This window comes from Roseovarius sp. 10 (assembly GCF_033100315.1).
Taxonomy (GTDB): Bacteria; Pseudomonadota; Alphaproteobacteria; order Rhodobacterales; family Rhodobacteraceae; genus M30B80.
Window position 1 is genome coordinate 712,435 of the sequence record NZ_JAWLVH010000001.1, and the last position, 21,819, is coordinate 734,253.

Genomic DNA, 21,819 nt, shown 5'->3' on the forward strand with positions numbered 1-21,819 from the left:
TCAACTCTCCCAGTCGAAGGCGGGTATCACATGGTCAAGCCGCGCGCCCAGACCCTCACAAATCTCTTGCAGATGGGCAAAATCGGCCCCCGCATGAAGCCCCGTATCGCGGACAAGCGCGGTTGAAAACCCTGCGCCCGCCCCACCCAAAACATCATGCGCGGGGCTGTCGCCGATACACAAGACCCCACGCGGCGCGATCTGGCCCAAAATTTGCCCCGCGATTTGGTAAATCTGAGGATAGGGTTTGCCGATATAGGTGACGCGTCCGCCCAATTCTTCGTATAGCGCCGCAATCCGCCCAGCCCCAAAGGCCTTGCCTTGCGGGGTCAACATTTCGAGGTCGGGATTGGTGCAATAACAGGGCACAGCGCGCTGCGCCGCAGGTGTAAGTTCGGCACGATACCACTCAAGGGCCCGCTGATCCCCTTGGCTGCCCGCAAGGATCAAGAGATCAGCCTCAGAGGCGGAAGCGACAGAGCGCAGATTGAGCCCCTCAATCGCGCTTTGATCGCCGTCACGGGCATGCAACCACACGGGCGTGGCCCCACCCCGCCGATCATCGCCCATCTCTGACAGTAGGCGATAGGCCGCCTCGCCCGAGGAGAGCACGGTTTGATAATCCCCCCGCGCGAAGCCCAAACGCGTCAGGCGCGCCTCATTGGGGGCCGCGCGTTTGCCAGAATTGGACAAAATCACAATGGGCTTGCCCGTTTTGGCCAATTCCGACAGGGTCCGAGGGGCATTTTCATAAGCGCCAGCGCCATCCAAAAGAACGCCAAATTGATCAATCAAAAAGGCATCATATTGATCGGCCAGATCGCGCAATGTGGTGAGCGTGGCCCTCATCCGCGCATCCCCTTTTGCGCTAAAATCGCCGCGCCCATCGCAGCTTCGCCCGAGAGGGGCTTGCGGGGCTGAACCCCCAATCTATTCAGGCGGATGGCCGTAAAGGCCCGATCCTGCGCCCCGCCCCCCAAAGATCGAATGGTGCTTAAGGCAGGCGCACCCAATTCGGCCAAGCGGCGATAGGCACGGCATTCAATCGCCGCAATCCCTTCGAATATCGCCTGAAGGTGCCGCCAATCCTGCGCGGGGCGCGGGCCAAGGCGTGGGGGCAGCTCTGGATCATTGATTGGGAACCGCTCGCCCTTTTGGGTCAGGGGGTAATAGTCCAGACCTGTTGGTGCGGCAGGGTCAATCTGCTGCGAGAGCTGTGCAATATCTTGGTCGGGGAATTCTTGCAAAATCACCGCCCCGCCCGTGTTCGATGCCCCCCCAGCCAGCCAAAGACCCAAAACCTTATGGCTATATATCCCGAATTCAGGCGCAAAAATGGGCTGATCTGACAGGATTTTAAGGGTCAGGGTCGTGCCAAGAACACTGACCCCATCCCCCGCTTGATCGGCCCCCGTTGCCAAATAAGAGGCGCAGCCATCTGTCGTGCCTGCAACCAGTCGGGTGTCGGGCGAAAGACCGAAATCATTCGCGCCAATGGCCCCCAAATCTGTGCCTGCATCATGGATGTTGGGCAAAAGATCGAGGGGCAAAAACCCTGCCACCCAATCAGGCCAACTGCCCGCCACAGGATCATAGCCCGTTTTCAGGGCGTTATTTGCGTCACTGGCGACAATGCCCGTCAGCTTTGCCGCGATCCAATCGGCCTGATGCAGGATGTGCAAACCCGTCACACCCTGATGCGCATGATACAAGGCAACGGCGCGGGCCAAGGCACTGGTTGCGCCCCGCGCCGCGGTTTGGGGGGGCGAAGCGGCCGCAATACGCGCGATCAAACCTTGATCGCTACTAGGGTCATTATACATGACCCCATCCCCCAGAGGCGTCAGCGCGCGGTCACAGGCCAGCATTGTGCCAGATGTGCCATCCACAGCCACAGCGCGGATATTTTTCACAGGGCAGTCCGCCAAGGCCCGCTGCAAGGCCGTTTGCGCCGCAGCCCACCACACCATCGGGTCACGATGATTGGCCCCATGATCCGACATGGCGGATTTTGCACTGGCCACAACCGTGCCTCTATCGGACATCACAAGCGCCCGCGCGCCCGATGTGCCGATATCAAGGCCAAGGTAAAGATCAGGCATTCAACGCTTGCCGATATTTTTCGGCATCCCAATCCAATAGTTCCATATTCTGCGCCGCACTCAAATAATGCAGGCGGGCATCAGGGGCGGTGCGGCCCAGAACATCGCCCAAACATTGCGCCAAGGCGCGCGCGCCTGCGCTTGCATCAGCCCGAAGGGCCGCGCCCTGCCCTTGGATCAAAATCGCGGGGGGCGTGTCGGGGTCAGTTGGGTCTGGCAAATCCGCGACAGAGGGAACCGCACGAATTGCAACACCGCAAAAAATCACATGGTCAGGATAAAGGCTGCCTGCACTGGCCATTGCCGTTAACTCCGCCGATTTGCCAAGGCGGATCAAACTGTCTGGTGCGGGCTGCCACCCTTTGGGCAGATCAGGCATCTCCGTGGGCCCCGTCAACGGGGCCTGTTTCGGGCGCAACGCCTCATGCACAGCCGCCAACAGCGAGGCAACCTCGCCCACAGTTTCTGCGGCCACGATCAAGCCGTGATTGCCCAAGACAATCACATCGACCTCGCCACTGCCCACAAGCCCCGCAACCTGCGCGGCCAAATTCGCGCCAGGCTTTGCATAGGGCACATAGCCCCAAGAAAAATGGTCAAGCGCTGTGCCAATAGCCGCCAAAGGGTCGGCTTGGATCGCCATGCACAGCGTATGCACGCAATGCACATGCACAACCACAGGCTGCGGAAACACCGCATGAAGCGAGGTTTCAATCGAAGGCCGCAGCCCCCCCTCTTGCAACAAAAACTCCTGCGGTTGATCGGCAATCGCGCTTTGCGCGGCAAGGGCGGCCCGCATCTTGGGTAGATCACAGGGCACGAAAATATCGCGCCGCATCGCGTCCGCCAAAACCGTGCCCGAGGCCTTGATCCACATGACATCGCCTGATTTGACAGAACTATTGCCACCCGCAGCCTGTATCAGCAAAGGATCGGCCCCGATTTTGGCAGAATATTCCGCCAAAGCCGCCAGATCAGCGGGGCGCGCAGGCGCGCTCATGCGGATTTCTCCAACATATCATCAAACCATGCCTGCAAATCGGTCATTTGTGTATCGGTCATATTGAGATGCTCTTTGGTGCGCCGCTTCAGCACATCCTCGGCACTCAGCGCCCATTCATGGTCGCGCAAATATTTCACCTCAACCTCATAGAGGCGCGGGCCGAATTTCCGCCCCAGATCGGCGAGGCTGTTGGTTCCATGCAAAAAGCGATGCATCCGCGTGCCGTAAAGCCGCGCCCAATGGTGGCACAATTCAAATGGCAAAAACGGATAAGCCGCGCTGACCTCTTGCAAAAAGCCCTCAAAATCGGCGCGAGCCATATCCCCCCCAGGCAGCGGCGCTGTCGCCGTCCAATCGCCGCCCATATGCGGGAAAATCTCGCGCAGATTATGCATCGCATGTTCAGATAATTTGCGGAAAGTGGTGATCTTGCCACCAAACACGTTCAGCATCGGAACTTGGGCGGTTTTATCAAGATCAAACACATAATCCCGCGTCACCGCAGAAGGGTTGCCATTGCCATCATCATAGAGGGGCCGCACACCTGAAAAATGTTCAATCACATCCTCACGGGTCAACGCGCGCTTGAAATAGCGGTTCACTGCAGCGAGCAAATAGGTGATTTCATCTTCATCCGCCTCGACCCGTTCAGGCGCACCCTCATAGGGAATGTCCGTTGTGCCAATCAGCGCCTTATCCCCCTCATAGGGGTTGATGAAAATCACGCGTTTGTCGTGGTTTTGCACCAGATAGGCTTGTGACCCCTCCCAAAATTTTGGGGTGATGATATGGCTGCCTTTGACCAAGCGCACCGCGCGGCGGCTGTTGCTGCCTGCAACGCGGCCAATGATGTCATTCACCCACGGCCCGCCTGCATTCACCAAGGCGCGGGCGCGAAACTGACGTTTTTCGCCTGTGCGCCCATCTTGCACCTCAATCTGCCACATCCCATCCACGCGCCGCGCTGAGGTGCAGGCGCTGCGGGTGAGAACCTTGGCCCCATGTTCGGCGGCATCAAGGGCATTCAAGACCACAAGCCGCGCATCATCGACCCAGCAATCAGAGTATTCAAAGCCTTTTTTATAGCTGTCTTTCAGCGCCCGCCCTTCGGGGGCCGTGGCAAGGTTCAAAACCCGCGTGGGCGGCAATTTCTTGCGCCCACCCAAATGGTCATAAAGAAACAGACCCAACCGCACCAACCATGCAGGCCGATCATCGCGCGAATGCGGCAAGACAAACCGCATCGGCCAAATGATATGGGCGGCTGAGTTCAACAAAACTTCGCGTTCAATCAATGCCTCGCGCACAAGGCGGAATTCGTAATATTCCAAATATCGCAAACCACCATGAACAAGCTTGCCAGAACGTGAGGACGTGCCTTGCGCCAGATCATCTTTTTCCGCCAAGACCACAGACAGGCCACGCCCTGCCGCATCGCGCGCAATGCCTGCGCCGTTGATGCCGCCGCCAATGACAAACAGATCAACCGTTTGCGTCATGATGCACCGTCCCCTTTCGACTGCACGCCATAGCTTTCAAAGCCGCGCGCAGTGTCTTCAATCTCTGCCGCACTCAAGACATGCCCCCCGCCAATGGCGAGAAGGTGATAATATTGATGCGCAAGGCTTTCTAATTCCCCCGCCAACCATAAGGCCCGCGTCAGGTCAGCCCCTCCAACGATCATGCCGTGATTGGCCATAAGGCAGCCCTTGCTGCCGCCCTGCACTGGGCCAAGCGCCTTGATGATCTGTTGAGATAGCTTCTGTGTGCCATAGCGCGCATAGCCCGCCACGGGAATTTCCACAGTGCCGAAGGCCGCGATCATATAGTGAATGGCAGGGATCGGGCGGCGCGCATCAGCCAAAATCGTGCAATAGGGCGCGTGGGTATGCACGACCGCCCCCATATCGGGGCGCGCGCGCAAAATATCGCGGTGAAAGCGCCATTCGGACGAAGGGGCCTTTGGCCCTTGCCATGCGCCTGTTTCATCCGCCAAATCCATGACCGCAATCATATCGGGTGTCAGCGCATCATAGGGAATGGCCGAAGGTGTGATCAGCATCGCATCACCATAGCGCACCGAAATGTTTCCCGAAGCGCCACGGTTTAGTCCCATCGCCTCTAGCTTGTGACAAGCGGCGACAATATCAGCGCGAAGCTGCTTTTCTGATGCAGGGCCACTCATGCGCAAGGGTTCCGTGCTGGCTCGCCCGCCAAATAGCGGCGCACCTCTTCTGCGGCTTGTTCGGCGGCATAGGTGACGGTGCGCACAGACGCGCCCGCAATATGGGGGGTGATTGTAACATTGGGCAATTGCAGCAGCGGCCAATCCACTGGCACAGGTTCAACCGCAAAGGTCTCTAACATCGCGCCTGCAATCTCGCCCGTGGTGAGGGCGGCGTAAAGGTCGTCATAATCACACATCGGCCCGCGCGCCGTGTTCACGAAAATCGCGTCAGGCTTCATTTTGGTGAAGGCATGCTTGTTCATCATCCCCCGCGTTTCATCAGTGACGCGGCTGTGCAAGGTGACCACATCCGACTGCGCCAAAAGCGTGTCGAAATCGACATGGCTGACCCCCTCATCGCGCGCATCCTCGGGGCTGAGTTGCACATAGGGGTCGCACACCAAAACGCGGGTTCCAAAGGCGCGCAACAGGCGCACGACCTTGGTGCCAATCGCCCCATAGCCGATGACACCCACAGTCATCTCTGACAATTCGCGCCCCGTCACATCGGCACGGTAGAGATCCCCGCGCCAAGTGCCTGCGCGCAGCGCCTCATGCCCTGCACGAATGCGGCGGGTTTCCGACAGGATCGCCCCAAGCGTGAATTCCGCCACCGCCGAAGAATTACGGCCAGGCGTGTTCACAACCAAGACGCCGTGATCCTTGGCCGCCTTCATATCAATATTCACAGGGCCACCGCGCGAGACGGCAATCATCTTGAGATGGGGAAGGCGCTCGAACATGCCGCGCGACATGGGCGCTAATTGCGTGATCAAAATCTCTGCATCCCCAACAAATTCAACCACATCGTCAGCCGTGCCAAAATATTCTTTCAGGCCATCCATGCCCGCCACCGCATAGCCATGTTCCATCGGCTCATCGGGCCATGCATCTTGGCGAGTGCGGATCTCTAGATCCTTGCCTGCGCAGGCCAATGTCACGGCATCCTCAAAGGCTGAAGGCAACATGAACAGGTCACCGATAATCGCAATTTTGGTTGTCATTTTTATTATTCTCCTTGTTGCGATTGAGTTTCAGAGAGGGCCGCCCACGCCACAGGCGCGGCTTCACGCAGCGCACGATAGGACGGGAACAGTGCCGAATAGCGCGCTGTGAGGGCGGCATCTGGGGCCTCAATCGGGCCAAGCGCAGGTTCTACCCAATCGCGCAGACAGGCATCCATATCAGGATAGACACCAATGGCGCAGGCGGCCATCATCGCGGCCCCTGCCGCACCCGCCTCTTCGCGGGTCGAACTGCGCAGCTTGGTGCCAATCGCGGCGGCCATAATTTTGCGCAGCGCACCCGAGCGCGCCGCCCCCCCCGTGAGGCGAACCTCATCGGGCACAGCCCCCATGGTGCTATAGCAATCGCGCGCCGAATATCCCAAACCCTCTATCACCGCGCGGATGAGATCGGCAAAGCTGTGATTGCTGGCCAACCCCGTAAAGGCTGCGCGCGCGCGCGCATCAACAAAGGGGCCGCGCTCACCTGCTTCGGAAATATAAGGATGATACAGAATCTGGCCCGCACGGGTGGCCGATAGCCAATCATCGATACGGGCCACCATCTCTTTGTGGCTCACCTCATGGCCAAACTCAGCCATCAGTTTCGCGCCCAATTTCAGCGCCCAATCAATATTCAATGTCGCGGCCATATTCGATTGGATTTGCGCAACCATTCCCGAAACGGGCAAAACCATGACATAGCCTGTGCGCCCCTCATTCAGGACAACATCCGCCTCTGCCGTGGCGCGCATATGCATGCCTGTTGAGCCAAGGATGGTGCAACCCGATGGGGCGTTTGGCGTGTAAATCCCCGCCCCCAAAGCGGTGCAAACCACATCGACATAGCCAAGGGAAACGGGCGTTCCCGCGCGCAGGCCCGTTTGGCTTGCGGCATCGGCACTTAAAGGATGCGTCTGCCGCACCCCATCGACCACGGGGGGCAAAAGATGCGCGCGATGGGTCAATCCCAAAGCCGCAATCACATCCGCCTCATAGCCGCGCGATTTATAGCTGCCGAAGGTAAAGCTTGTCTCGGACGGATCACTGGCGCGTATGCCTGTCAGCTGAAGATAAAGCCAGTCCTTACAATGCAGCGAGACTTCGGCAGCATCCAACCACTCAGGATGGTGCTGATCCATATGGGCCATTTGCGTGCCCATCTGACAGGTGTTGAGACCCGTCCCCGTTTTGGCAAACCGCGATATGTCCGCGGCGCTGGCGCGCAGGCGATCCACGGTTTTCGCAGCCCGCGCATCGAGCCAAAGCCAAGCATCAGTGACTGGCTTGCCCCCTGCCCCCACCAACCATGTGCCGTCCCCCTGTCCCGTGACGGCAATCGCAGCAACCCGCGCCCCTAGGTTTTCGATTTTTTCGCCCAAATCCCGCAGCGTTTGCGCACAGCCCGCCCATGTATCCGCCAAGGACTGGCTCGCCGCCCCGCTTGCGTCAGAGTGGTAGACATTCGGAACCGATGCCATGGCGATCTGCTGTCCGCCAAGGCTAAAGGCCACCGATTTGATCACCGATGTGCCTGCATCAATTCCAATCAGAATGTCTGCCCCTGATGCGCTCATGCCATTTGCGTCCCGTGGCTGATTGCGGCCCCGCTTGCAGGGTCGAAGAAATGCAAATCTTCGGGCTTCAGTTCAACGCTAATGGTGTCACCCATCGAAATATCGGCGCGATCATGTTCGACCAAGACCACCGTGCTTCCTGCAAAGGCCGCGGCGATATGGGTTTGATCCCCCAACCATTGATTGGCCACAACCTGCGCGGCAGCCCCACTCTTGCCCTTGGCGCGGCGCACGGCATAGGGGCGCACCCCGATGACCACATCACCGCGCGACAACAGCGCCGCGCGCAGATCAGGCGCGAATTGATCGGCGTTGTAGGTCAGCTCCACCCCTGCATCGAGGCGGAATTGAATATCGCCTGACACTTCGGACGCACGGGCGGGAAACACATTCATTGGCGGCTCGCCCACGAATGTGCCCGTGAACAGATTGGCAGGGGCCAGTTTGATTTCATCGGGGCTTGCGAATTGCTGCAAAACGCCCCCTTCCATCACCGCGATGCGATCTGCCATGGCATTGGCCTCGGTCTGGTCATGGGTCACAAGGATCGCGGTTAGACCACGCTCCTTGATGTAATATTTGATCCGCCCGCGCAAAAGCGTGCGCAATTGCGGCTCAAGCTGGCCCATGGGTTCATCCAAAAGATAGAGATCAGCATCGCGCACCAAGGCGCGTGCCAAAGAGGCGCGCTGCTGCTGGCCGCCAGAAATGGACGCGGGAAATTTGTCGAGGATGGATGTGATTTCCAACATCTCGGCCACTTCATTGACCTTGGCATCCACCTGCGCATCGCTTTCACGCTGCGCCTTTAGGGCAAAAGCAATATTCTCGCGCACCGTCACTGTGGGATAAAGCGAATACCCCTCAAAGGCCATGGCCACATTGCGGCGCACAGGAGGCAGATTTTGCACCTCACGCCCCGCGATTAGGATTTTGCCACGGCTGGTTTCTTCAAACCCTGCAACCATCCGCAAGGTCGAGGTTTTACCGCAGCCAGACGAACCCAAAAGGGCGATAATCTCGCCTTTTTCGATATCCATATTGATATCACGCACGGCATGAACGCCTTTGCCAATCGGGCCGTAAAATTTATCAACGCCCTGAAGCTTGAGTTGCGCTGTCATCAGGCCGCTCCTTTTTTCTTGTTTTGTGCCGAAGATTGCGCAATGCGCGTGCCGCTTTTGCGATCAAACAAATAAATCTGTGATGTATCGGCGGCAATATAGGCCTCGCCACTGCTCGGTGCGATTTGACCTGCAGGACGCGAGATCATGATCTCACGGCCATTCTTCGTAAGCGCCAAGGTCACTGTTTTCTCGTTCAACGGCGCCTCTGTTTCAATGGTCACAGGAATTGCGCCCTTGGTGCCTTTGCTGACAAAACGCAGGCTTTCGGGGCGAATGCCGATCACACAGTCCTGCCCGACAGCATCGGCATAGCCCGCATCCAGACTAAGCGGCTGACCCGAAAGCGAGACAACAACACCCGCACCATCCGCCTCAGGGGTCACATCCAGCAGATTGATCACAGGGTCGCCAAAAAGACGCGCAATATCAATATTTGCGGGATTGAGATAAATATCCTGCGGCGTGCCAATTTGTTGAATGCCGCGGCCACTCATCACCGCAATGCGATCGCCAAGCGCCATCGCCTCTTTATAATCTTGGGTCACATAGATCACTGTGGCCTGCTGATCTTTCAGCAAGCGCGGCAATTCCAGACGCATCTCAAAGCGCAACTTGGCATCCACATTGCGCAGCGGATCATCGAGCAACAAGATTGATGGCGCGCCCGCAAGTGCGCGGGCCAAGGCCGTGCGCTGCTTTTGCCCGTTCGACAATTCCTTGGGCTTGTGATGCAAAACGTGGTCGATCTTCAACATCTTAGCGACTTTTCCGACCGTGTCAGAAATTGCGCCCTGCCCCATGCGCCGCGCGGTCAAAGGGGCCGCGATATTGGCACTGGCATCCATATGGGGAAACAGCGCAAAGTTTTGAAACGCCATCCCGATCCCGCGATCTTCGGGTTCGACCCCGTCCATATCTTGGCCATGAATGGAAATCTGCCCTGCATCGGGTTCGATCACCCCCGCAATCAGACGCAACAAAACGGTTTTCCCTGCGCCAGATGGCCCGAACAACACAAGCGTCTCGCCCGTGTCCACGCTGAGACTGACATCATCGAGAACGGTCTCAGTCTTGAAGCGTTTGACGATATTATTGAGAACCAAACTCATGTTCTTATCCTTTCACCGCGCCAAGGCTGAGACCCTCAACGAGATAGCGCTGCGCATAAAGCGCGAGGGCAAATGTAGGTGCGATTGACAGCACAATCCCCGCCGCGATTTGGCCATATTGAATGCCCGATGCCGTGATAAAGGCCAAGGCCCCCACCGTGACGGGCTGCTTATCAGCTGAGGCCAAAACCAAGGCGAAAATGAAATTGTTCCACGCAAAGATAAAGGCCAACAGACCTGCCGCCGCGATACCTGGGCCCGCCAAAGGCAGCGCGATTTTGCGGAAGGTCGCCCAGAAATCATGCCCCGCGATGCGATAAGCATATTCGACATCGGCGGGGATATCCTCGAAATAGCCACGCACGATCCATAGGATCAGCGGCAGCACAATCAATTGATACACCCAGATCAACCCGCCATAGGTATTGGCCAGACCCAATTGTTGGAAATAGATGGTCAAGGGCAGCAACACCAACAAAGGCGGCGCGAAGCGGAAGGAGAGCAGCGTAAAGGCGATGTCCTCAGAGCCGCGGAATTTGAGCCGCGCAAAGGCATAGGCCGCAGGCACGCCCAACAACAAACCAATCGCAACAGATGTGGTCGACAGGAAGAAGGAGTTAAACAGGTTCCCCATGAACCGAATTTCCAATGTGCCTGTCTGTGTCTCAAGCTGCCCCGTGATGAGCGCGCGGTAATTCTGAAAAGTCGGCTCAAACACCATCGAAGGTGGGACGCGCAAAATCGTTTCGTTTGTCTGGAGACTCATCAAGAAAATCCAGAAAATCGGAAACATAAAGAAAAGGATCACTGCGGTGATGGCGATGCCGCGCAGGATGCGTTCAATCAAACTTGTGCTTTCCATGGATGCCCCCTCCGCGCGTCAGGCTTCGCCGCGCTGCTTTTCACGCAGGCGCAACCAGTTTTTGATAAAGATGTTCGACAGCACATAGGTGATCGCCCAAAGGATCATCAAAAGCGCTGCAGACCGCCCCACATTGGTGGATTGGAAGAAATTCAAATAAGCCTCGACCTGAAACACGGTCAGCGTATTACCAGGCCCGCCTTGGGTCATGGCGTAGATAATGTCGAATTGCTGAATGCTTTCGATCACGCGAAACAGGGTCGCGGTCAAAAGGAATGGCGTCAGCATCGGTAGGGTGATGCGCCAGAACACGAAGAGGCGCGGCACACCATCAAGGGCTGCGGCCTCGAAGGGCTGCTGCGGCAGCGAGCGCAAACCCGCCAAAAGCAAGATCATGATAAAGGGCGTGTAGACCCAGATATCGACAATCACCACGGTCAGCATGGCGGTCTGCGGGTCAGAGGCCCATCTGAAATCTTCCAGCCCGATCAAACTTGCCAGATAGCTTAAGATCCCGAAGCCCGGATTGGTCATCAGCTTCCACATCAGGGCAGCCAATGCAGGGGCCGTCATCAGCGGCATCAGCAACATAATCGAGACAAAATTGTTGAACATGCTGCGCTTTTGCAAAAGCAGCGCAATCCCAAGCCCCAAGAGCAGCTGCGCTGTGACTGCGAAAAACGCATAGGTCAAGGACACCTGCAAGGTATTCCAAAACGCATCATCGGTCATGAAATTCAGGTAATTCTCACCCCAATTGAACCCGCGGTTCCAAGGTTGAGACAAACGATACCGCTGGAGCGAATACCAAACGGCCGTAAAGAATGGGATCAAAATGCCGATACAGGTTAAAAGCGCGGGCAAGCTCAGCAGATAAGGCAAAAACTTGCGGCTGACTTTGAACCTGCGCCGCGGTGGCGCGTTAAAGCTGGTGTCAGACATTTCAGTCCCTCTTATGGCGTCCCCAAGGTGCAAACCTCATGGGGCGTCACTGAATTAGAAAATAAATTGTGAAAATGGATGAGGTCGGGGATGCAAGCGCACCCCCGACCTCTGCGTGATCTCTTAGCGCAGACCAGCCTCAGAAAGCTGGCTGTTTACCGATTCAGCCAACATATCGAGACCTTCATCCACAGGCACCTCGCCTGCCACCATGCGCTGCAACATCGCCGCCCATTCTGTGGTCAGATCGAAGAACAAGGGCTGTGCGGTGAATTTGATCGATGCACCAGGCGCCGAGACATCATGCATTTCCACATAGCCAGAATAGGATGCAGACAACTTGTTGCGGAACATTTCATCCGCCCAAACGCTGCTGCGGGCTGGGTTCACGAGGTCCATATCCTGCGCACCGAACAGCTGATGCTCAGGGCCGGTGACCCACTGAAGGAAATACCATGTCGCGTCTTTCTTGGTCGAGAAGGACGACATCGCCATTGCCCAAATCCAGATATTTGGTGTGGGGGCAGCGGCCGCAGGGTTGGCTTTGAATGCGGAGAAGGCAAGGTTACCCGCTTCGGCATTATCGCCACCATTCATGAAGTAGCCCAAGATATCCGCGTCAAACATCATCGCAGACTTACCTGCGCCGACATCTGTGCCGACCTGATACCATGTATGGGTTGACCAGTCAGGCGCCCCTGAATTCTGGATCATTTCCACCCACTTGCTGTGGAAGTTGCGCGACACATCTGTGTTCATTGCCGCAGACAAGGTGCCATCGCCACCAACAGTCAGGTCAGACTGGCCAAAGTTTGCATAGCCCGACAAGAAGCCTGGGTGGATCGTTGCCCAAGACCGCGAACCACGCACACCGATGCCGTAGCCATCACCCATCGCGGCCTTTGCGGCAGCAGCGGTATCAACAAGGCTGTCGAGATCGGTTGGAACGCTGAGGCCGTTCGCGTCAAAAACGCGCTTGTTATAGGTCAGGTTGTTCTGCTCATAGGCCAATGGGATACACCACTGCATCGCATCGTCAGAGCCCAATGCACCACCTGGGCGACCATTCCACGCACAAGATTTGCGCACGCCTTCCAAAACATCTTCCCAGTTGTAATCTGGGTTGGTTTTGGAGGGATCCATGATGTATTCGTTCAGATCGTCAATCCAGCCTGCAGGGCCATATGTTCAAGTCATATATGCGCCGCTCATGAAGGCATCATATTCGCTGGAGCCCGAGGACAGCGCCGCGGTCACTTTGTCGAAATAGACGTCTTCGGGGAACACATCATATTCAACATTCATCCCAGTGAGGGATTTGAAGTTTTCAATATTGGCGATCATCGCATCGGTATAGGGGTGCTGATTGAGCAGCAATTTGATGGTCGTGCCTTCATGCGCACGCCAGTTGAACCCGTTTTGCGCCAATGCGCGTGTCGCTGCGGCATTCACCAAAGTGGATGCAAGAGCAGTGCTCACGCCCAAAGCCGACATTCCCTTGATCAGATCGCGGCGGCCGATTTTTTTAGCAACAAAATCCTCGGCAAGCTGCTTTTCCTTATCGTACATAGGGTATCCTCCCGTTATATCCCGATACCAATCAGGATTTTTGGACCACAAGCGCCATTGCTGTGCGCTCATCAGTGATGAGGCCGCTGAGACAGCCGCTCATCAAAACAGATCGGATTGCGCCGATCTTTTCCTTGCCACCAGCGATGGCGACAATCCGCGTGCGGCGAGGCTCCTCCAGCCCGACCGACAGCGTTCTTGCGGTCAGCGTTGTTTCCAACGGCTGCCCCTTCTCGTCAAAAAAGTGACCCAAGATTTCGGCCACCCCCCCTTGAGAAATGACTTCCTGGATTTCATCGAGCTGGATCATGCCCGATGAAACCAGGGAGGCGTCAGGTTCGGTTGTGCCGACCCCGACAAGTTTCAATTCTGCCCCTGCGGCCAGCTCAAACACGTTAGAAACACCGCGCTGACTGAGCAGCACTTCGCGATCCTCAACAGTGTTGGCGAAAAACGGCACGGGCATCACATAGGCGGTTGCGCCTGTTTTTTCGGCCAAGCGGGTCATAACGTCATGGGGCGTGGCCGAATAATTGCGCGTAAGCCCCCCCAGAAGAGACACGAACTGCACCCCTTTGGCATCGAGACGCGGCATCTCTGCCACCGAAGCGGCCAAGGTGCGCCCATGCCCAACCCCGATGCAACTGTGGCCGCCATGTTCGATTTCGCGGCGCAGAAAGCTTGCCCCCGCGATCGACAAGGCCCGAATGGGAAAGCCTTCTTCGCCGATATCGGGGGCAATTTCGCAAAAATCCAAATTGAAGCGCGCTTTTAGCTCGCTCTCCAAGCGCACACATTCCGAGATATCGCCATCAATCGACACTTTGACAGCACCCTCTTGCACCGCGCGTGAGATCAAGCGGTGCGCCTTTACCGATGGCACGCCAAGCTGCTTGGCCACAGCCGCCTGCGTCAAACCGCCTGCGTAATGCAGCCACGCAGCCCGAATGGCGAGACTGGCCTCATAATCCATGAGCATCCCCAAAGATCATCCTTGGCTTCGGCATAACCCGTGATCCCCCCTCGCGCGGCAATACATCGCCGCAATGAAAAATATTACACTTGCTGTAATTTCTTGCATTCGGGCAAAATTACGTCAACAGGGATTACACGCCGCATTGCAGAAAACATGCGAGCGGCCTCAACTTTACGTTGATTTCATGAGATAATTTCTTGAAAAAATCTTTGGAACTTTGGCGGAAACCGAGGCCATTGTTGCAATTGCAACGGGTAATTTGGGGCTTGGGTTATAAGGCTTCGCGCAGAATTTCGGTCAAATCAGACGCGGTCAAATCGACTGGATTCGCCTTCATCGAAGACGAGCTTGCCGCCGCTTGTGCAATCTGGTCGATCTTGTCGGCAGGCAGACCCGCTTGCCCCAATCGCGGCAGGTTTTGCCCCTCGATAAATCGCGCCAAGGCCTCAAAGGCCATCTCGGCGCTGACGCCAAAGGCATCGCCCATCCAAGCGCGCAGATCAGAAAAGCGTCCACGCAATGCGGGGCTTTCGGCGCGGGCCTCATTGGCCAAAAGAACAGGCACCAATAAACGGGCGCAAATCAGGCCATGTTGCGCCAGATAGCCGCCTGCAGGCCCCGCCAAGCCATGCACCGCCCCCAAACCCGCATTGGCCAAGGCAAGACCGCCAATCACCGATGCCAAGGCCATATCATCGCGCGCCATCGGATCATCGCCGCCCCGATCAAAGGCATCAGATAGGCGGCGCAGCCCCGACACGGCCCGCGGAATGGCATCCCTGCACAGCGCATCGGTGAACGGGTTGGCGCGGGTGCACAGATAAGGCTCGATCACTTGGGTCAGGGCATCAAGCCCGCTCATCATGGTTTGCGCGCGCCCCGTCCCGTCACATAAACTTGGGTCAATAATGGCCAAATCTGGCAACATTCGCGCATCACGCAAAGATACTTTGCGTTGATGTTCGGGCACAGAAATCACCGCGTTTTTGGTGACCTCGGCCCCTGTGCCCGCTGTGGTGGGAATGGCCACAAAAGGCAAAGGCGCGGCATCCAGTGCGCGCCCCTCACCGACAACCTCAAGATAACGAAGCGCGGGATGCGGTGCGGGGATCAAGGCGGCGATGGCCTTGCCTGCATCAATGACGGCCCCCCCGCCAATCGCCACAACGCAGGCAACCCCTGCCCCGCGCGCACGCATGACGGCACCCTCAATGGTTTTCAAATCGGGTTCAGCCGCAATCGCCACCTGCAGCACGGGCGCAAGAGCATCAACCAAAGCACGCGTTCCTGCGTGACGCAGACCAGAGCCACCCGTGATCACCATCACGGGCACCCCCAAAGTCATAATCTGCGGCGCAAGCCCCGCCCCGACCTTTCCGCGACCAAATTGAATTTGACCTGCGGTGAGAAACTCAAAGCTCAGGGCCTGCGCCATCAGGATCAAACCTCGATACTTGCGACCATGCGCAAGGCTTGCGCTGCTTCTGCGCCTTTCTTCACGAAATGATCATGATAGAAATCGTGATGCACCGCATGCTCGTGGAAATGATGCGGGGTCAGCGATACGGAATAGGTGGGAATGCCTGTGTCCAACTGTGCTTGCATCAGACCATCAACCACAGCAGCGGCCACAAAATCATGGCGGTAAATGCCTCCATCCACCACCAATGCGGCGCAGACAATCGCATCAACCTTACCAGACGCGCCCAGTTTCTTTGCCAATAGCGGCATTTCAAACGCGCCGGGCACATCATAGGTCATCAGGTTATACGCCTGACCTGATGCTTTCATATCCGCTTCAAAGCCAACCAAGGCTTGGTTGACAATGTCGCTGTGCCAATTTGCTTTGATAAAAGCGATATTCAGTGTTTTCGTCATTTGGGTCATCCTTTCTAAAGACCAAGGTGCCCAAGGCGATCGTGAACGCGCGTCCGAACCTGCACAAGGGACACGCCCCCGCGCAACCGCGAAACACGGCTCATTCTCTTTCATCCGGACTATAACCGTCGGCTTTGGAATTTCACCAAATCTGCTGACCCTTGGTCGTGAAACCAAGGCGCTCGCGGGCTGTCACCGCCGGTGGGGAATTTCACCCCGCCCCGAGAATGTCAGTAGAAGTAATCAACCAAAGGCTGCAGTGCAAGACGCGAATGCGCCGCATCGCTGCGTGCTTGCGTCTCAGGCGTCAATCTTCGGCCTGTGCATCGGCACGGCTTTTGCCAGAGACATCCAGCGCCAAAACCGAGGCCATCAGCCCATCAATTTCGCCATCCAAAACACCTTGGGTGTCAGAGGTCTCAAACCCTGTGCGCAGGTCTTTAACCATTTGATAGGGCTGCAAAACATAAGAGCGAATTTGATTGCCCCAACCCGCCTCACCTTTGGCTTCGTGGGCTGCGTTGATCTCGGCATTGCGGCGGTCGAGCTCCATCTGATAAAGGCGCGATTTCAGTGCCTTCATCGCGATATCGCGGTTTTGGTGCTGCGATTTTTCCGAACTCGTGACCACGATCCCCGTGGGAATATGGGTGATACGCACGGCTGAGTCGGTGGTGTTGACGTGCTGCCCCCCCGCCCCTGACGAGCGATAGGTGTCGATGCGGATCTCATTTGGGGCCACTTCGATTTCGATATTATCATCAACCACAGGATAGACCCAAACCGAAGAAAAGGACGTATGCCGCCGCGCGGAACTGTCATAAGGCGAGATGCGCACCAAACGATGCACGCCCGATTCCGATTTCAACCAGCCATAGGCATTATGCCCCGAGATTTTGTAAACGGCGGATTTGATCCCCGCTTCTTCCCCGTAAGAGACAGATTGAAGGTCAACCTCATATCCCTGTTTTTCGGCCCAACGCACATACATGCGTGCCAACATGGAGGCCCAATCACAGCTTTCTGTGCCGCCTGCGCCCGCATTGATCTCAAGGAAGCTGTCATTGGCGTCCGCCTCGCCGTTCAATAGGGCCTCAAGCTCTTTTGCGGCGGCGGTCTCGACCAAGGCAGACAGGGCGGCTTCCGCCTCTGTCACGATGGCGCTGTCACCTTCTTCCTCGCCCAATTCGATGAGTCCAATATTATCGTCCAGTCCCGATTTGATCGCATCATAGGTGCCGATTTTATCAAGCAAAACCTGACGATCGCGCATCAGCTTTTGCGCCTTTTCGGGATCGTTCCACAGGTCTGGATCCTCGACACGGGCGTTGAACTCCTCCAAGCGGTGCTTGGCGGTGGTCAAATCCATTCGCAGCCCGAGCAAATCAAGCGAACGGCGAATTTTGTCGATATTGGATTGGGTTTCGGCCCGCATCGGATACCTGCTCCAATTGCATCAAGAAATCATCTGGTCGCGGTGATCTAGACCAGCGGCGGCGTGGCTGCAATCCCCGATGGGGTTTAATAGAGCCCGCCTGAGCTGATCGTGCCAAAGCCCGTATCGGTGGGAACCCGCACTGTTTCGCCTGACGAGGTGCGCACATCTGCGCCCTCTTCCTGCAATGCGCCATCAACCTCACCCGGCCCAAAGACGGGCAAATCCGAGGCCATAGCAAACCCACCATCCACAATGGCCGAACGCGCACCAACAGGGGGCACTTCGGCGGCGCGGAAATATTCATAAACCACGTTTTCGCCGCTTTCCCCATCGGCCAGACGTTCGCCAGAGAAGCGATCAATTGGCACGAACACACCGCCCTCGGGCACGCGGAACGGGCCGCCGCCATATTCAGCCACGGCCTCTTGCATAAATTCTTGGAACACGGGCGCACAAGTGCCACCGCCCGAGGCGCGGCCAAGCGACCGCGGTTGGTCATAGCCGATATAGCAGCCCGCCACGATATTGGAGGTAAAGCCAATAAACCAAACATCGCGGGCGTCATTGGTTGTGCCCGTCTTCCCTGCGGCAGGCACGGGCAGGTTCACCGCGCGCGCCGCCGTTCCGCGCTCGACAACCCCCTCAAGCATCGAGGTGAGTTGAAAGGCGGTAATTGGATCCATAACACGGGCGCGGTTGGATACGATCCGCGGTCCCAAGCCTGCGGGCAATGTGTCGCTCAAACAATCTTCGCAAATACGCTGATCATGGCGATACACAGTTTGGCCAAACCGATCTTGGACACGGTCAACAAGGGTAGGCTCCACCCGCTCACCGCCATTGGCAAACATCGCATAGGCCGCGACCATTTTGTAAAGCGTGCTTTCTTGCGCGCCCAAGGAATTGGCCAAAAATGGTTGCATCTCATCATAAACGCCAAAGCGTTCGGCATAGCGCGCAACGGTCTCCATCCCCACATCTTGGGCCAAGCGGATGGTCATCAAGTTGCGCGATTGTTCAATCCCTGTGCGGATGGGCGCAGGGCCATAAAACCGATCCGAAGCATTGGTTGGACGCCAAAGACCCTCGGGCGTTTCCACCTGAATGGGCGCATCGATCACAATGGTGTTGGGGCTATAGCCACTGTCCAACGCCGCCGCATACACAAATGGCTTAAAGCTTGAGCCGGGCTGCCGCGTGGCTTGGGTGGCGCGATTAAACACCGAATATTGATAGGAAAAGCCGCCTTGCATCGCCAAAACGCGGCCCGTGTTCACATCCATCGCCATAAAGGCGCCTTGCACCTCGGGGATTTGGCGCAAGGAATAATGCCCTGCCCCTGTGTCATCCTCCACAGGCAGAACATGGATCACATCCCCGCGTGCAAGCAGGTCATCGGCAGAATTGGCCGCGCTGCCTGTTGTGCCATCTTCACGCAAAGGACGCGCCCAAGTGACATCATCGGCCAAGATGCGGCCCGTTTCGCCATCCTCAAAGGCAATCAGGGCATCACCGCCCTCGAACCCCGTCACAGCAGCCACACGCCACTGATCCACATCGCGCGGGATGTCCGCAGCTGAGAGTGCCTCGGCCAAACTGGCCGCATCCTCAAGGGCCGCTACATCCAGTTGCGCCAAGGCCCCCCGCCAAACTCCGCGCCCGCGATCATAGGTTTCAAGCGCGCTGCGCAACGCGCGCTGTGCCACGATTTGAAGATTTTCATCCATCGTTGCGCGCACGGCATACCCGCCTGTGAAGAATTCTTCTTCGCCAAACTGGGTCGACAATTGACGGCGAATTTCATCCGTAAAATAGCCCCGTGGCGGCAGGCTAGAGCGGAAAGGCGCGATATCCCCCCGCTGCACCGTCTCAAGTTCAGAGGCTTGGCTATCTTCCATCACCTCGCGCGTGATATAGCCATTCTCGAACATCTCGCGCAGCACATAATTGCGCCGCTCAACCGCATCATCGTAATCACGCACAGGATGCAGACGCGCAGGCCGTTGCGGCAGAGCGGCCAAATAGGCAGCTTGCGCAGGGGTCAAATCGGACAGCGCCGTGTTGAAATAGGTCTGCGCAGCGGCGGCAACACCATAGGAATTCTGACCAAGGAAAATCTCGTTGAGATACAGCTCAAGGATACGTTCCTTGCTCATGGATCGCTCAATGCGTGCGGCCAAAATGATTTCCTGCACCTTGCGCTCAATCGTGCGGCTGCCATCGAGAAGGAAATTCTTCATCACCTGCTGCGTGATGGTGGAGGCGCCGCGCACATCCTGACCGCGCGAACGCACCGCATCCACAAGGGCCGATGCAATCGCGCGCGGATCATAGCCCGCATGCTGATAGAAATTGCGATCTTCGGCGCTGATAAAGGCATGAGCCACCAGATCAGGGATTTCTTCGGCTGGCACGAAAACACGGCGCTCTTGCGCGAATTCGTCAATGATACGGCCTTCGCGCGAATAGATGCGGCTAATTGTGGCAGGGGTATATTGCGACAGCGTTTCGTAATTGGGCAAATCGCGCGCAAAAACCCAAATCACGCCGCCAACAATAATGGCACCAAACACAACCGCCATGATCGCCGAGGCAAAGAGCCCGCCGAAAATACCCATCACAAAACGGATGATCTGGCCCATGCGTGTCACTTCCCCAAAAAGCCTTACCCCAAGCGCGTGTCCGCTTATAGGGCGCAGCCGCGCGCGCGTCAAAAGCTTAAACCTTCACTTCATGGTGAGATCACACAAGATTATCGCCGCATCAGGCTGCGGCGCAGATTGTCTTCGGCCAACCATGCCTCGATGGCCCGCGCAATCCCGCCTTGCGCCCGCGACCGCCAAACAGGGTCAAGGATATTTTCCAAATCCCCACCTTCGGACATAAATCCGATTTCCAAGAGGACAGAAGGGTAATCAGGCGCGCGCAGCACTGTAAAATTTGCCTCAAGACGCGGGCGGCTGTGCAATTCAACCCCTGCCCCCTCAAGGCCCGTCACCAAGGCATCGGCCAAGGCATCACTGCGCGGATCGGTTTCAAGGCGCGCCAAATCCATGAGCAAATCTGCGACAACATCATCGGATTGGCCCAAATCCACGCCCGCCAATAGATCGGCGCGGTCATGCTGCGCAGCAAGCGCCGCTGAGGCCGCATCAGAGCCTGTCTCGGACAAGGTATAAACTGTCGCCCCAGACGCCATGCCATCGCCTGCGGCCAAGGCATCGGCATGAATTGAAATGAAAAGATCAGCCCCCGCCATGCGCGCGCGCGACATCCGATAGGGCAAGGGGATAAATTCATCCCGCTCGCGCGTCATGAACACATCCACCAGTCCATCACGCAACAGCATCTCGCGCAACTCTAACGCGAAGAGCAAAACCAAATCCGCTTCGCTATAGCCATCGCGCTCTGCGCCTGGATCAATCCCGCCATGGCCCGGATCAAGGGCAATCAAGGGCCGTGTGCGCAGTGGCGGCGCGGGTTCTGCAATCACCGCTTGAGGTGGCTCATCTGCGCTTGCGGGGGTGAGATGGGTTGCAAATTCTTGCGCCGTTGCGGGGCGCAGCCGCAAGGTGAGACGCACCGCGTCAGAATGCCTTGTATCCATCACCGCGCGCTCAATCACCATGGGCGCGGTCAAATGCAGACTCAACCGCCCCCAACCTGCACGCGGTGCGGGGCCAAGCGTGACCGCCTGTGCGCGATCCGCTCGATCAAACCCATTGGGCAGATTTTGCACCTCTACCCCCGCCAAATCAACAATCAACCGCATCGGATTGTCGCGCAGACGCAGCCCATAGGCGGTGGCACGATTAAGGCGAAGCTGCACCTCAATCCCTTGGCCTCGATCCGTGACATAGCTTTCGCCTAGATCAAGGCGCACGGGTGTTTCGGCCCAAACCATGGGGCCAATCCACAAAAACAGTATCGCAAAAATACTGCGAAACACGACCTGCGGCATGGGGTTATCTTTCTGCTCTTATCCGCGTCAGAAAGATACAAAAT

19 protein-coding genes and 1 riboswitch are annotated in these 21,819 nt (G+C 57.1%); all 19 genes read right to left on the reverse strand.

Translation table 11 applies throughout. The features are described 5' to 3' along the window. Nucleotides 1-849 carry a TIGR01459 family HAD-type hydrolase gene (locus RYZ18_RS03595; RefSeq protein ID WP_317655006.1) on the reverse strand — a complete coding sequence of 283 codons (849 nt, stop codon included), beginning with the start codon at nt 847-849 and terminating at the stop codon, nt 1-3. After that, on the reverse strand, nt 846-2,102 hold the full coding sequence (locus RYZ18_RS03600; protein ID WP_317655007.1) for an FGGY-family carbohydrate kinase: 1,257 nt from the start codon (nt 2,100-2,102) through the stop codon (nt 846-848). Before RYZ18_RS03600 ends, RYZ18_RS03595 begins: the two co-directional genes overlap by 4 nt. Then, nucleotides 2,095-3,102, reverse strand: a complete 1,008-nt coding sequence (locus tag RYZ18_RS03605; RefSeq protein ID WP_317655009.1) for a class II aldolase/adducin family protein — start codon at nt 3,100-3,102, stop codon at nt 2,095-2,097. The genes RYZ18_RS03600 and RYZ18_RS03605 overlap by 8 nt, the downstream gene beginning before the upstream one ends. Continuing rightward, entirely contained in the window at nt 3,099-4,604 is a 1,506-nt protein-coding gene (locus tag RYZ18_RS03610; RefSeq protein ID WP_317655010.1) for a glycerol-3-phosphate dehydrogenase, read from the reverse strand. The genes RYZ18_RS03605 and RYZ18_RS03610 overlap by 4 nt, the downstream gene beginning before the upstream one ends. Next, nucleotides 4,601-5,290 carry a class II aldolase/adducin family protein gene (locus RYZ18_RS03615; protein WP_317655011.1) on the reverse strand — a complete coding sequence of 230 codons (690 nt, stop codon included), beginning with the start codon at nt 5,288-5,290 and terminating at the stop codon, nt 4,601-4,603. The genes RYZ18_RS03610 and RYZ18_RS03615 overlap by 4 nt, the downstream gene beginning before the upstream one ends. Continuing rightward, complete coding sequence (locus RYZ18_RS03620) at nt 5,287-6,336, reverse strand: 2-hydroxyacid dehydrogenase (protein WP_317655012.1); 1,050 nt, start codon at nt 6,334-6,336, stop codon at nt 5,287-5,289. Before RYZ18_RS03620 ends, RYZ18_RS03615 begins: the two co-directional genes overlap by 4 nt. 5 nt (nt 6,337-6,341) lie before the next feature. Then, nucleotides 6,342-7,913 carry an FGGY-family carbohydrate kinase gene (locus RYZ18_RS03625; RefSeq protein ID WP_317655013.1) on the reverse strand — a complete coding sequence of 524 codons (1,572 nt, stop codon included), beginning with the start codon at nt 7,911-7,913 and terminating at the stop codon, nt 6,342-6,344. Further along, entirely contained in the window at nt 7,910-9,037 is a 1,128-nt protein-coding gene (locus RYZ18_RS03630; protein WP_317655014.1) for an ABC transporter ATP-binding protein, read from the reverse strand. The genes RYZ18_RS03625 and RYZ18_RS03630 overlap by 4 nt, the downstream gene beginning before the upstream one ends. Then, on the reverse strand, nt 9,037-10,149 hold the full coding sequence (locus RYZ18_RS03635; protein WP_317655015.1) for an ABC transporter ATP-binding protein: 1,113 nt from the start codon (nt 10,147-10,149) through the stop codon (nt 9,037-9,039). The genes RYZ18_RS03630 and RYZ18_RS03635 overlap by 1 nt, the downstream gene beginning before the upstream one ends. Nucleotides 10,150-10,153: 4 nt before the next feature. Further along, complete coding sequence (locus RYZ18_RS03640) at nt 10,154-11,011, reverse strand: carbohydrate ABC transporter permease (protein ID WP_317655016.1); 858 nt, start codon at nt 11,009-11,011, stop codon at nt 10,154-10,156. Nucleotides 11,012-11,029: 18 nt separating this feature from the next. Continuing rightward, nucleotides 11,030-11,953, reverse strand: a complete 924-nt coding sequence (locus tag RYZ18_RS03645; protein WP_317655017.1) for a carbohydrate ABC transporter permease — start codon at nt 11,951-11,953, stop codon at nt 11,030-11,032. Between the two features lie 123 nt (nt 11,954-12,076). Next, nucleotides 12,077-13,120 (reverse strand): ABC transporter substrate-binding protein, encoded by a 1,044-nt coding sequence (locus RYZ18_RS03650; protein WP_411567091.1) that lies wholly within the window; start codon nt 13,118-13,120, stop codon nt 12,077-12,079. A 21-nt stretch (nt 13,121-13,141) separates the two neighbouring features. After that, on the reverse strand, nt 13,142-13,522 hold the full coding sequence (locus RYZ18_RS03655) for a hypothetical protein (RefSeq protein ID WP_317655018.1): 381 nt from the start codon (nt 13,520-13,522) through the stop codon (nt 13,142-13,144). A 31-nt stretch (nt 13,523-13,553) separates the two neighbouring features. Next, nucleotides 13,554-14,501, reverse strand: a complete 948-nt coding sequence (locus tag RYZ18_RS03660; protein ID WP_317655019.1) for a sugar-binding transcriptional regulator — start codon at nt 14,499-14,501, stop codon at nt 13,554-13,556. A gap of 268 nt (nt 14,502-14,769) precedes the next feature. Beyond that, a complete protein-coding gene (locus RYZ18_RS03665; protein WP_317655020.1) occupies nt 14,770-15,933 on the reverse strand; it encodes an iron-containing alcohol dehydrogenase in 1,164 nt (387 codons plus the stop codon). Nucleotides 15,934-15,938: 5 nt separating this feature from the next. Continuing rightward, nucleotides 15,939-16,376, reverse strand: coding sequence for a 6,7-dimethyl-8-ribityllumazine synthase (locus RYZ18_RS03670; RefSeq protein ID WP_317655021.1), 438 nt, complete (start codon nt 16,374-16,376; stop codon nt 15,939-15,941). 98 nt (nt 16,377-16,474) lie between these two features. Continuing rightward, nucleotides 16,475-16,609, reverse strand: a riboswitch (FMN riboswitch). 74 nt (nt 16,610-16,683) lie between these two features. After that, a complete protein-coding gene (gene prfB, locus RYZ18_RS03675) occupies nt 16,684-17,811 on the reverse strand; it encodes a peptide chain release factor 2 (RefSeq protein ID WP_317655022.1) in 1,128 nt (375 codons plus the stop codon). Between the two features lie 86 nt (nt 17,812-17,897). After that, on the reverse strand, nt 17,898-20,447 hold the full coding sequence (locus tag RYZ18_RS03680; RefSeq protein WP_317655809.1) for a penicillin-binding protein 1A: 2,550 nt from the start codon (nt 20,445-20,447) through the stop codon (nt 17,898-17,900). A gap of 119 nt (nt 20,448-20,566) precedes the next feature. Next, nucleotides 20,567-21,775 (reverse strand): N-acetylmuramoyl-L-alanine amidase, encoded by a 1,209-nt coding sequence (locus RYZ18_RS03685; protein ID WP_317655023.1) that lies wholly within the window; start codon nt 21,773-21,775, stop codon nt 20,567-20,569. Between the last annotated feature and the right edge of the window lie 44 nt (nt 21,776-21,819).

Excerpts from the sequence above, each read along its gene's own strand:
- RYZ18_RS03595 (WP_317655006.1), bottom strand. The coding sequence starts at position 849 with ATGAGGGCCACGCTCACCACATTGCGCGATCTGGCCGATCAATATGAT.
- RYZ18_RS03600 (WP_317655007.1), bottom strand. The coding sequence starts at position 2,102 with ATGCCTGATCTTTACCTTGGCCTTGATATCGGCACATCGGGCGCGCGG.
- RYZ18_RS03605 (WP_317655009.1), bottom strand. The coding sequence starts at position 3,102 with ATGAGCGCGCCTGCGCGCCCCGCTGATCTGGCGGCTTTGGCGGAATAT.
- RYZ18_RS03610 (WP_317655010.1), bottom strand. The coding sequence starts at position 4,604 with ATGACGCAAACGGTTGATCTGTTTGTCATTGGCGGCGGCATCAACGGC.
- RYZ18_RS03615 (WP_317655011.1), bottom strand. The coding sequence starts at position 5,290 with ATGAGTGGCCCTGCATCAGAAAAGCAGCTTCGCGCTGATATTGTCGCC.
- RYZ18_RS03620 (WP_317655012.1), bottom strand. The coding sequence starts at position 6,336 with ATGACAACCAAAATTGCGATTATCGGTGACCTGTTCATGTTGCCTTCA.
- RYZ18_RS03625 (WP_317655013.1), bottom strand. The coding sequence starts at position 7,913 with ATGAGCGCATCAGGGGCAGACATTCTGATTGGAATTGATGCAGGCACA.
- RYZ18_RS03630 (WP_317655014.1), bottom strand. The coding sequence starts at position 9,037 with ATGACAGCGCAACTCAAGCTTCAGGGCGTTGATAAATTTTACGGCCCG.
- RYZ18_RS03635 (WP_317655015.1), bottom strand. The coding sequence starts at position 10,149 with ATGAGTTTGGTTCTCAATAATATCGTCAAACGCTTCAAGACTGAGACC.
- RYZ18_RS03640 (WP_317655016.1), bottom strand. The coding sequence starts at position 11,011 with ATGGAAAGCACAAGTTTGATTGAACGCATCCTGCGCGGCATCGCCATC.
- RYZ18_RS03645 (WP_317655017.1), bottom strand. The coding sequence starts at position 11,953 with ATGTCTGACACCAGCTTTAACGCGCCACCGCGGCGCAGGTTCAAAGTC.
- RYZ18_RS03655 (WP_317655018.1), bottom strand. The coding sequence starts at position 13,522 with ATGTACGATAAGGAAAAGCAGCTTGCCGAGGATTTTGTTGCTAAAAAA.
- RYZ18_RS03660 (WP_317655019.1), bottom strand. The coding sequence starts at position 14,501 with ATGCTCATGGATTATGAGGCCAGTCTCGCCATTCGGGCTGCGTGGCTG.
- RYZ18_RS03665 (WP_317655020.1), bottom strand. The coding sequence starts at position 15,933 with ATGGCGCAGGCCCTGAGCTTTGAGTTTCTCACCGCAGGTCAAATTCAA.
- RYZ18_RS03670 (WP_317655021.1), bottom strand. The coding sequence starts at position 16,376 with ATGACGAAAACACTGAATATCGCTTTTATCAAAGCAAATTGGCACAGC.
- prfB (WP_317655022.1), bottom strand. The coding sequence starts at position 17,811 with ATGCGGGCCGAAACCCAATCCAATATCGACAAAATTCGCCGTTCGCTT.
- RYZ18_RS03685 (WP_317655023.1), bottom strand. The coding sequence starts at position 21,775 with ATGCCGCAGGTCGTGTTTCGCAGTATTTTTGCGATACTGTTTTTGTGG.